This window comes from bacterium (genome assembly GCA_022616075.1).
In the GTDB taxonomy this organism is placed as follows: domain Bacteria; phylum Acidobacteriota; class HRBIN11; order JAKEFK01; family JAKEFK01; genus JAKEFK01.
The window spans coordinates 1-9,896 of the sequence record JAKEFK010000213.1; the positions used below are offsets into that span (position 1 = coordinate 1).

At 48.0% G+C, this 9,896-nt stretch carries 14 protein-coding genes; 9 read left to right on the top strand and 5 right to left on the bottom strand.

Features of this window, described 5'->3' with window-relative positions:
* Positions 1-3 precede the first annotated feature (3 nt).
* The 5 genes from L0156_17525 (at position 4) to L0156_17545 (ending at position 3,495) form a co-directional block, all read left to right on the top strand.
* Positions 4-309 (top strand): divalent-cation tolerance protein CutA, encoded by a 306-nt coding sequence (locus tag L0156_17525; GenBank protein MCI0604791.1) that lies wholly within the window; start codon positions 4-6, stop codon positions 307-309.
* Positions 310-377: 68 nt separating this feature from the next.
* Complete coding sequence (locus tag L0156_17530) at positions 378-1,046, top strand: hypothetical protein (GenBank protein MCI0604792.1); 669 nt, start codon at positions 378-380, stop codon at positions 1,044-1,046.
* Between the two features lie 9 nt (positions 1,047-1,055).
* A complete protein-coding gene (locus tag L0156_17535; protein MCI0604793.1) occupies positions 1,056-1,973 on the top strand; it encodes a DMT family transporter in 918 nt (305 codons plus the stop codon).
* Between the two features lie 25 nt (positions 1,974-1,998).
* A complete protein-coding gene (locus tag L0156_17540; protein ID MCI0604794.1) occupies positions 1,999-2,802 on the top strand; it encodes an SDR family oxidoreductase in 804 nt (267 codons plus the stop codon).
* 36 nt (positions 2,803-2,838) lie between these two features.
* Positions 2,839-3,495, top strand: a complete 657-nt coding sequence (locus L0156_17545; GenBank protein MCI0604795.1) for a DUF4234 domain-containing protein — start codon at positions 2,839-2,841, stop codon at positions 3,493-3,495.
* A gap of 40 nt (positions 3,496-3,535) precedes the next feature.
* Here L0156_17545 and L0156_17550 read toward each other — a convergent pair whose 3' ends face one another.
* Positions 3,536-4,228 (bottom strand): SDR family NAD(P)-dependent oxidoreductase, encoded by a 693-nt coding sequence (locus L0156_17550; GenBank protein ID MCI0604796.1) that lies wholly within the window; start codon positions 4,226-4,228, stop codon positions 3,536-3,538.
* Between the two features lie 79 nt (positions 4,229-4,307).
* Here L0156_17550 and L0156_17555 point away from each other — a divergent pair, with 79 nt between their 5' ends.
* A complete protein-coding gene (locus L0156_17555; GenBank protein ID MCI0604797.1) occupies positions 4,308-5,372 on the top strand; it encodes a flippase-like domain-containing protein in 1,065 nt (354 codons plus the stop codon).
* Positions 5,373-5,378: 6 nt separating this feature from the next.
* Here L0156_17555 and L0156_17560 read toward each other — a convergent pair whose 3' ends face one another.
* Positions 5,379-5,591, bottom strand: coding sequence for a DUF3185 domain-containing protein (locus L0156_17560; protein MCI0604798.1), 213 nt, complete (start codon positions 5,589-5,591; stop codon positions 5,379-5,381).
* A gap of 40 nt (positions 5,592-5,631) precedes the next feature.
* Complete coding sequence (locus tag L0156_17565; GenBank protein ID MCI0604799.1) at positions 5,632-6,006, bottom strand: hypothetical protein; 375 nt, start codon at positions 6,004-6,006, stop codon at positions 5,632-5,634.
* 288 nt (positions 6,007-6,294) lie between these two features.
* Between L0156_17565 and L0156_17570 the strand changes: the two genes are divergently transcribed.
* Positions 6,295-7,365 carry a hypothetical protein gene (locus L0156_17570; protein ID MCI0604800.1) on the top strand — a complete coding sequence of 357 codons (1,071 nt, stop codon included), beginning with the start codon at positions 6,295-6,297 and terminating at the stop codon, positions 7,363-7,365.
* 144 nt (positions 7,366-7,509) lie between these two features.
* Here L0156_17570 and L0156_17575 read toward each other — a convergent pair whose 3' ends face one another.
* A complete protein-coding gene (locus L0156_17575; GenBank protein ID MCI0604801.1) occupies positions 7,510-8,685 on the bottom strand; it encodes an aminotransferase class V-fold PLP-dependent enzyme in 1,176 nt (391 codons plus the stop codon).
* 35 nt (positions 8,686-8,720) lie between these two features.
* Here L0156_17575 and L0156_17580 point away from each other — a divergent pair, with 35 nt between their 5' ends.
* Positions 8,721-9,023, top strand: a complete 303-nt coding sequence (locus tag L0156_17580) for a hypothetical protein (protein ID MCI0604802.1) — start codon at positions 8,721-8,723, stop codon at positions 9,021-9,023.
* Between the two features lie 57 nt (positions 9,024-9,080).
* Positions 9,081-9,506: a VOC family protein gene (locus L0156_17585; GenBank protein ID MCI0604803.1), complete on the top strand. Its 426-nt coding sequence runs from the start codon at positions 9,081-9,083 to the stop codon at positions 9,504-9,506.
* 252 nt (positions 9,507-9,758) lie between these two features.
* Here the strand turns inward: L0156_17585 and L0156_17590 are convergent.
* Positions 9,759-9,896, bottom strand: a 138-nt coding sequence (locus L0156_17590; GenBank protein ID MCI0604804.1) for a transcriptional regulator NrdR, incomplete at its 5' end; no start/stop codon positions are given.

Genomic DNA, 9,896 nt, shown 5'->3' on the forward strand with positions numbered 1-9,896 from the left:
ATCGTGATTCTCAGCACAGCTGGCAACCCGGAAGAAGCTTCCCGAATAGCGGAAAAGCTGGTCAGCGATCACCTCGTGGCTTGCGTGAACATTGTTCCGGGGATTCAATCGATCTACTGGTGGAATAACGGCGTGCAGAAAGATCAGGAAGTTTTAATGGTGATGAAAACGGAAAAATCCCGGTATCGGGACGTCGAGCTCGCGATAAAGTCATTGCACAGCTACGAAGTTCCAGAAATCATCAGCTTACCACTGGAGAATGGTTCTGAGGGGTATTTGAAATGGATAGAAAATACGCTCAAGTCCTAGTTCTTGTCGCGACAATTGTTATCGTCTCTTCCGTTCGGGCGGAATATTCCTCCTCACCGGAAGAGACAATGAAAAAAATTGTTGCCAGGGCGCAGCAGAATGAAGAACTCTCGGAAGAAATCGGCTTTCATCAAATTACTGTGACCAGAAAAATGAAGGACGGAAAAGTCGCGAGCGAGAATACTCGAATCCATCGCCTCACCTGGCTCCAAAATAAACCCTACATGGAACTGATAAAAGTGGATGGTCACGACTTGAACGCGAAAGAAAAGAAAGAGGAAGCAGAAAGAAAAGCAAAATTCCTGAAATCGCTCCGCAAAAAAGAGGATGACGAAGATTCGGTCACCTGGAACGATCTCTATTCGAAGTACGATTTTCAATTGTTGCCCGCCGATTCGATTGGGCACTATGTCTTTTCCTTTAAACCGAAACCGGGAAAGCTGCGCGAGCGTTCGAAATCAGAAAAAGTACTGAATCATGTGAAAGGAACTCTGTGGGCGGATGAGGATTTTAATATTGTCCGCGCGGAGGCAAAACTGCTGGATAACGTACGGTTTGGATTGGGGATACTGGGGAACCTGGAAAAATTTGAATTGAAGTTTGAACAGCAGGACTTTGAAAACATCAGTGTACCTTCCACATTCTATGTTCATTTCAAAGCTCGCGTCGCGCTGCTGAAAACGGAAGAGCGCCAGATTCAAGCAAACTATAAGGACTTCTTCCGCCGCCAGAGATAATTCTCAATCGTGAAAGTCGACTGGCGAGAGACCACCGGTTACATTCTGATTATTCTTGCATCCTGTTTCTTTGGAGGATCGGCGAGTCTTGGAAAAACGCTGATGAATAGCGGACTCTCCACTATCATGCTGATGGAGATTCGTTCGGTGATCACAAGCGTTGTGTTATTGCCAGCGCTGCTCCTCTTCGGACGCAAACATCTTGTTGTGGATCGTAAAGACTGGGTGCTGTTTCTGCTTCTTGGAATTCCGGGAATAGCGCTGGTAAACGCTTCCTACTATTTTGCGGTCAAGACCCTTACGGTGGCGCTTGCTGTTTTTCTTCAATTCACAGCGCCGGTCCTGGTATTCCTGTATGGTTGGATGACTCGAAAGGAGAAGGTTACGCAGGCCAGGGTTTTGGCTTTACTTCTCTCTCTCCTGGGCACGTTCTTCATGGTGAGGCTCCACAGCAGCGATTCGATGAATGTTTCCGGGATCGGTGTCGCCAGCGCATTCGTTTCTACCCTGTCGTTCGCATTCTATGTGATTCTTTCACATAGCCTTGGGAAGCGATATTCATCCTGGACCATTACATTCTGCGGCTATCTGGTCGCTTGCCTTTTCTGGTTTACCATTCAGAATCCAGTTGAAACTGTGTCCACACTTTCCAGGAATCACCTCTGGAAAGGGGCGATTCTGTTCAGTCTTTTTTCGACACTCATTCCCTTCACACTATTCTTGAGTGGTTTGAGGAGAGTCACACCTACAGGTGGAACCATTGCGTCTACTACCGAAACAATTACCGCATCTGTTTTTGCCTACCTGTTTCTGGGTGAAGGCTTGACGGTGGGCCAGTTGTTTGGCGGCGTGCTGATTTTCTCAGCGATCATCATTATTGCCTACAGGAAAGCGGAAGCTGCTCAGGAGCTTTCGTTGACGACGTGAATACTGTATGTTAAGTTGGTAAACCATGAACACAGGGTTTGGGGATAACGATTGGGCAGTCATCCTCGGCGCATCGAGCGGGTTTGGCGAGGCTACTGCACTGGAACTGGCAAAGTCCGGGCTCCATATTTGCGGCATCCATTTGGATCGCCGGTCAACCTTGCCACACGTACAGGAAATCGTCCAGGCAATTGAATCCAGCGGCAGAAAAGCGCTCTTCATCAATATGAATGCTGCAGATGAAGAGAAACGCCGTGAGGCGATCGGAAATCTCAAGGCTCAGGCCGGAGATGGATTCGTTCGCGTTCTACTCCATTCGTTGGCTTTCGGCACCTTGAAGCCGATGATCACCGCTACGGATGAAGAGCAGATTAACCAGTCGCAAATGAATATGACTCTCGATGTGATGGCTCATTCGCTGATTTACTGGACGCAGGACCTGAACAGGAACGGTTTGATTCGTAATGGATCGCGCATTTTTGCTATGACCAGTCTCGGAAGTCAACTCGCAACAAAGTCTTACGGCGCTGTTTCCGCCGCCAAATCGGCGCTTGAATCACACGTCAGGCAACTGGCTTTGGAACTGTCTTCCAGCGGCGCAACGGTGAACGCCATCAGGGCAGGCGTCACAAACACTCCCAGTTTGCAAAAGATTCCGGGACATGAAAAACTCATCGAAGCCGCGCTGAAGAAGAATCCTGCGGGCAGACTCACGACTCCTGAAGACGTTGCAAAAACAATTGCGGTCCTTTCACACCCCAATACCTACTGGATGACCGGAAATACGATCAATGTTGATGGTGGCGAAATGATCGTAGGTACGAAATAACAGTTTCTGGGCACTTTTCATTCACAGGAGGGAACCATGGATTCCTTGCCGCGCATAGACCCGACAAAAACGTGCTCGCAATGTTTAAAAAGTTTTCCGCCGCAAGATCTTCTTGAATACAGCGGAGCTCTCATTTGCGCTTCCTGCAAACCGTCCTTCTTTCAAACTCTGCGGGAAACAGGTCAGATCGAAGGCACTTTAAAACAAGGAAACGTGCCGCTCTTTTTCCCAGTTTCAAAGGCGAAGCTGATTGTTCTGTCGTTATGCACGTTTGGAATTTATGAGATCTACTGGTTCTACAAACATTGGAGCTTAATCAAAGAACGGGAGCGAAGCGACATCAAGCCTTTCTGGCGATCGATTTTTGCCATCTTTTTTTGCAATCAGCTGTTTCGGTCAGTGAAAGAATCCGCAGAATCGAATGGGATCGCTTGTTCCTGGAAGCCGATCACGATCTCGATCTTCTTTATCTTGCTGGCCATCACATGGAGACTTCCCGATCCTTTCTGGCTCATCACTTTTTTCAGTTTTCTCCCTCTGATTCCGGTGCAAACGACCATCAATGAAATCAACGCAAAGGTTGCTCCGCTGGCAGATAAGAACGAAAGGTTTACAGGCAAGAACATCCTGGTGATCGTTATCGGTTTCCTCTGGTTGGTGCTGGTGATCATCGGCACATTCATGCCGCAGTAATGATTTTTCTTCGCGTCTTTGTGCCTTCGCGTTGAAGATTCTACCAATCTACTTTACGGCCATCGCGAAAAAAGACGCCGCTTGGACCACTGTCCGGCAATAAAACCGCTTGCAGAATTGCGCGTGCTCCTTCTTCAGGCGTGCGATGAGCCATCGGACCGCCCATGCTTGTGCGTACCCAGCCCGGGTCAACCGAGTTCACCAGAACACCCGTGCCGCGCAATGCTTCTGCCAAACATATCGTGAAACCGTTGAGCGCCAGTTTTGTTACGCGATAGGCGACTGAATCGGCGCCCAAACCACGGCTGATTGCGCCCATTCCCGATGTCACATTTACGATCCGTCCCCAATTCCTCTGCTGCATTCCCTCCGCTAGATTCCTGGCAAGAAGCATCGGCCCGAGCAGATTTGTTCGAACCACGTTTTCTACTTCCGTATCACTCAAGGAAAATAGGCTTCCACGATCCAGCACAGCCGCATTGTTGATCAGGATGTCGACTCCCGTTTCGAGAAGTTTGTCCAAAGCAGACCGGATTGAATCTGAATCAGATGTATCGATCGAAACGAGAGCAACATCGTACCCTTCGGATAGTAAAGCATCCAGTTGGTCTTTTCCGCCACGCCGAACACCCAAAAACACTTTTGCGCCCTCTGCGCCCAGCTGGCGGCATACTTCCAAACCTATCCCGCGATTTGCTCCTGTAACAAAAGCTGTTCTTCGTGAAAGTCGCATACCCTGAATTTAAGGCAAACGAACCAGGACGCAACGGAGCCTTTTCTTACACTCGCTCCGTGTTACAATGACGCGACTCATGAGCAGAAAACGAGTTCTTTTCGGGTTTCTTCTGGCATCGTTCTTTCTCTACATCTTTTTGAGAAACATCAATCTGGGCGAACTATGGAACACGATCCGAAAAGGAGATCCTTACTGGTTGCTGCTTTCCGGTTTTCTCGCATTCTTTAACTATTTTGTGCGCGCAGTTCGCTGGCGCTTCTTTTTTGATCCGATCAAAAAAACCAGTCTGAATAATCTTTTCAGAACGACCATCATTGGCTTTGCAGTCAGCACGATTTTCCCTGCAAAAATTGGAGAAGTCGTTAGACCCTATCTGCTGGGAAGCAAAGAAAACATCAGCAAATCGACAGCCATGGCCACCATTGTTGTGGAACGCGTGTTTGATTCTGCTTCTATCCTGTTCCTCTTAATGATTTATCTCGTATTCCTGGTACGGACAGAGCAACTGAGTCCTCAAGCTCAGTCTTCATTGTCGGAGCTCAACCGCGCGGGGCTTCTTCTTTTTGCAGCGATTTTGGGACTCGTTCTATTTCTCTATTACTTGAAAACAAAACCAGTTTTGGTGAGAAAGATGATCGGGAAAATTGAGAAATTCCTGCCCGCGAAAATCGCTCACTCCATTGATGATATCCTGGATTCTTTTGTTCAAGGACTGTCGATCCTGCATGATCCGAAGATTTTGTGGAAGATCAGTTACTACTCGATCTTTTTCTGGGTCCTGATTTGCGCCGGCTTTTGGGCAGGAGTGCGAGCGTACGTCCCGGGTTTTGCATTTTTCAGCACTTTCTTGATCATGACACTTCTTGCCCTTGGTGTTGCGGTCCCTACTCCGGGCGGAATCGGAAGTTATCATCTTGCGTGCCAGCTCGGGTTAACGCGGTTTTTTAATGTCCCGGAAGCTCAAGCAAGCGCCGTCGCCCTCGTTTCCCATGCGCTTGCTTTTATTCCGATGACGATTTTAGGACTGACCTTCCTGTGGCAAGAAGGTCTCAGCGCGGGCAAGATACAGAAGATCGCGGAAAAAGTACCCGAAGCAACCGAACCGTCAGCTACGTCCGATCAGACCGTGCAACCCGGATGATGCAAACTACGATTTCTTTGACCCGGCGACCAGCAAAATAATTCCACCGATCAATGAAATCGCGCCGAGAACGGGAGGCAGAGGAATTGTCTTTTTCTCTTCAGCGGTCGCCTCAATCGGCCCAAGATCGATTACCTTTTCCTTTTTGGTATATGTGATACCACCAAAAACCAACGCCACGATTCCAAGGATTATCAGGATGATCCCAATCGTTTTCACCATTTGCCCATTTTAGCGCAAACTGGCGAGTAATATGCAATCAGTCCTCGGCATCAAGCAGGGTTCCGCCCAAATATTCCTTTGTTTCGGCAAACGGTCCATCAGTAATGGACAGCTTGCGATTCCAGGGCCGTAAAAGAATGGCAGTGCGAGCTCTCCGAACCCTCTCCTTCTCAGTCACGTTGTTCGGAAATATTTCATCGAATGCGAAACAGTCTCTTATATACGCAGCAAGTTTGTTATGAGACATAAATGACAAGCTAAATCCACTGGCTGGATTGGACAATGACTTTGTCACGAGCGGCGCGGCAAGACGCACAAGTGTGAGATAGCGAGGGATCAGCGGAGGGCGCCTAACAGGCTCCGATCCTTCAGGTATTGTAGTATCTTGATTTTTGTCTTCTTGAAGTTCCATGGGTATAATTTGAAAATGAGTGCTGATACCCCTGGGGAGGGGTCAGGACGAAATTCCCAGACCTCGGAGTTACCGTTGCCAGGCGAGGAACCGCTAAAGGCTCCCGCATTCCTTTTCATCAATGGATGTGAATCATCCCGATGTGACCTGCATCGCCTTGTGAATATATTTTCTAAGCACTATCCCTGCGACGTTCTTACGCTAAATAGAGAAAACTCGCAAGATTCGAAATTATCAGCCTCTAAATTTAAAGAATGGCAAGACCAGGTTGTTCAAAAATATAACGACTTGAAGAAGAAGTCTTCTATCGTTTATCTTGTCGGCTTCTGTGCAGGCGGCATGTTGGCGCTGGATCTGGCAGCCAACGTGGATGTTGGTGGCGTGCTCTCCATCAGCACGTTCTTCCGTCCGAGGCGATATCGCCGCCACAGGATTAGCTCCGAATTCGCTAAAATAACAGACCTCGTGTCGGTTAATTTCCAACAAATCAAATGTCCTGTTCTCCTTTTACATTCCTGCGACGACAAAGAGGCGGTCTATGACTCCGTCGCGGAAATGGTCAAGGTTGGCGTAAACACAAAATCACTGCTTGTAACCTTTTTTGGGCTCGATCACTTTCTTCCATTCCACATACCTCCTGACGCGATTTGCAATCTAGCGTTGAAATTCTTTGGGCTGACGGATCAAAAAACAAATCTAAATGAATCGATGCCAGCCGTGTTTTGCGAACAGCTTAAGATTCGAAACGACGAGTCGCGCCACTGGTCCGGAATTCTATTTAGTTTGGTTGTTGGTTTCTACGCGGTTATGGGCGTGCTACTCTACCATACTTTGCCTGATGTTCTAAAACGGACATCGGAAGCCCCCTATTATCTTATCTCCTACTCCCTAGTGACGTCGCTCTACATTAAATTGAGTACCTTATATTTCTTCTACCTAAATCGTGTCGATTCCTATATCAAATATCACCTGGAACCGTACATTATGGGCATCGGGTGGACTGCATTTCGCACAAACCGATGGGCTTCTGGAACAGCTTCTCACATCATGACGCCTCTCGTTACATACTCAGAAGCGTCCTTGACGTTCTTGATCTCATTAACCCTCCTCATCTATACATCCGTTTCCTATAACTCTCAAATTTTTAGCTCTTCAGGCGCTAGCTATTTCTTGCTAGCAGGCTTGGTGCTCGGTTTTCTCATGTGGCTAATCGCAGGCGCTACGATATGGACCTTAATAAAATACGGGCAACGCCTCTACGCTCCGGTCGTTCCGCAATACACAACGAGTGGAATCGAAGAATTGCTCGACATTCTATATGCGAGTGTGGAACCGAATTACTTTAAGCCCCGGCCATGACGCGGAACAATATCGGCTGAATCCGTGCAGAAAATTCTCTGTGAGAAAGAAGACAATAGAGACGATTCTCTACGCGTTACCGGAATAGAGATGTATCTAATCGAACCAAGTGAGCGAATGGTAACAGACCACCAGACTATAACCTTAGCGGCCGCTAAACACGACGAGGGAACTTAACAACCGCTCGATTTCACTTTCCGTATTGTAGTAGTGTACCGAGGCACGCACGACCTTTTCGAGATTACGTTCTTCCATATCCAGGCGGGTGGATTCGACCGTGGAGCGCCAGACATTGATTTTACTTTTCCACAGCCGTGCGCGAATTTCTTCGGGCGCAACTCCATCCATGGTAAACGATACGATTCCGCAACGGCGCAATCCGGGATCGCAAACTTTGACTCCCGGTACAGCTTTCAAACCGGAACGAAGCATCTCCGCGAGAAACTGGATTCGGTCCCGAATCGCAGATAGCCCAAGATTCAGTGCATAATCTATGGCAACACCAAGACCAATCTTTCCGGCTATGTTCGACTCCCAATTCTCGAAACGGCGAGCATCCCGGCGAATCTCGTAATCATCGCTCGCGGTCCATGTTGCCGCATGCAAATCCAGAAAAGGAGGCTCCAACTTGTCCAACACAGAATTCCGCACGTACAAAAAGCCTGTCCCTCTTGGACCGCGTAAATACTTTCTGCCGGTTGCAGAAAGCATGTCACACTGGATCAGGTTCACATCGACCGGCATTTGACCGACCGACTGGCATGCGTCCAGCAAATATAGAATGCCCGATTCCTTTGCCACTCTTCCGATTTCTTCCGCTGGATTCACCAATCCACTATTTGTCGGGACGTGGGTAATCGCAATCAGCTTAACGCGATCATCCAGCATTTTTTTGAGCTTCTCTAAGGAAACCTGGCCATGCGCGTCATTGGGAATTACATCCACCTGCGCACCGGTTCTTTTTGTGACCTGAAGGTAGGCAATATAGTTACTCGCGTACTCTGCCTTCGCTGTTAGAATGCGGTCTCCCTTTTGAAACGGTATCGAATAAAAGGCCATGTCCCAGGCACGAGTGGCATTTTCAACCATCGCGACCTCTTTGCGATCACAACCAATCAGCGAAGCAACCGCGTCATAGACATGCTCGATCTTTTCCAACTCCCGGGTCTCGGCCTCATATCCCCCGATCTGCGATTCCAACTGCAGGTGGTCGATGACTGCATTCAGCACGAGACGCGGTATCAGCGCGGCGCCGGCATTGTTAAAATGCGCAACCTCCTGGCAGCCCGGAGTCTCTTCTCGAATTGCAGCAACATTCATTGTTCGAAACCAAGGTTAATAAATAGTAAATCCGCTTGCCAAACGTAGCCAGACTTTTCAGAAAATGGCTATTCCCGTTTGTAATTCTTTGCCTTACGCTCCTCCAATTTTTCCGGTTAACCGGACCTCTCAATGAGCCGCATTTCTGGAGACAGGCAGACACCGCAAACTATGCGCTGGATATCTATCGTTTTTCTCTAAACCCTTTTCAACCGATGGTTTGCTGGATCGACGAGAACTTGCCAGACTCTTTGAAAAGCTTATCCTTTACACCTTATGCAATCGCCATCAACAGCCGCCACGTAGGCCTGTTGTACTGGGCCAAACTAGGCGGTTAATTCTTCAATTGTCGATTTCGGTCTGCGCCGAACGACTGGATATATAGGAGTACAAGAATGGTAACAATCAATCCTTATTTGAGTTTTGCCGGAAACACGGAAGAGGCATTTCAGTTTTACAAATCGATATTTGGAGGAGATTTTTCAGCTGTAATGCAGTGGAAGGATCTTCCTGATGCAGGGAAAGTATCCGACGCTGAGCGGCAAAAAATCATGCATATCTCTCTGCCAATCAGCGAAAAGAACATTCTCATGGCTTCTGATGCGTTGGAATCTCGAGGAGAAAAAATCGTCGCAGGCAACAATTTTTACCTTGCCGTTAACACGGAAAGCAAAGAGGAAGCTAACAAAATTTTTAAAGGACTCTCAGCAGGCGGAACAGTCATCTTGCCGCAACAAAATACTTTCTGGGGTTCCTATTTTGGAATGCTGACCGACAAGTTCGGAATCCAATGGATGGTAAGTTACGAGTTGAAAAAATAGATTTAAAACTTGCAGGCTAGAAGTACCTGCGCTTCGTGCATAGAAAGAAGAACTCCGAATATCGAACAATCGAATTCTGAACGCAGAAGTGGGACTTGCGCCAATCCAAGCGATTGCCGGTCAAACGGTTGGCCTGCACTGAACCGAAAACTTCGACAGTTCGGAGATCCTTGTTCAAGATTCGATATTCGACTTATTTTTTGCAGGCTGGAAGCCTGCGATCCGAAATGCAGGCGAGGACGCCCGCGCTCCTTACCGTTCGTTCAGGAGGGTCTTCAGTTCATCCATGAATTCACTGATGTCTTTGAATTCACGATAAACCGAAGCAAATCGGACGAAGGCAACTTTGTCGAGCCGCCGGAGGGATTCCATGATGTAAGAGCCCACTTC

Excerpts from the sequence above, each read along its gene's own strand:
- L0156_17530 (MCI0604792.1), top strand. The coding sequence starts at position 378 with ATGAAAAAAATTGTTGCCAGGGCGCAGCAGAATGAAGAACTCTCGGAA.
- L0156_17540 (MCI0604794.1), top strand. The coding sequence starts at position 1,999 with ATGAACACAGGGTTTGGGGATAACGATTGGGCAGTCATCCTCGGCGCA.
- L0156_17565 (MCI0604799.1), bottom strand. The coding sequence starts at position 6,006 with ATGGAACTTCAAGAAGACAAAAATCAAGATACTACAATACCTGAAGGA.
- L0156_17575 (MCI0604801.1), bottom strand. The coding sequence starts at position 8,685 with ATGAATGTTGCTGCAATTCGAGAAGAGACTCCGGGCTGCCAGGAGGTT.
- L0156_17545 (MCI0604795.1), top strand. The coding sequence starts at position 2,839 with ATGGATTCCTTGCCGCGCATAGACCCGACAAAAACGTGCTCGCAATGT.
- L0156_17585 (MCI0604803.1), top strand. The coding sequence starts at position 9,081 with ATGGTAACAATCAATCCTTATTTGAGTTTTGCCGGAAACACGGAAGAG.
- L0156_17555 (MCI0604797.1), top strand. The coding sequence starts at position 4,308 with ATGAGCAGAAAACGAGTTCTTTTCGGGTTTCTTCTGGCATCGTTCTTT.
- L0156_17550 (MCI0604796.1), bottom strand. The coding sequence starts at position 4,228 with ATGCGACTTTCACGAAGAACAGCTTTTGTTACAGGAGCAAATCGCGGG.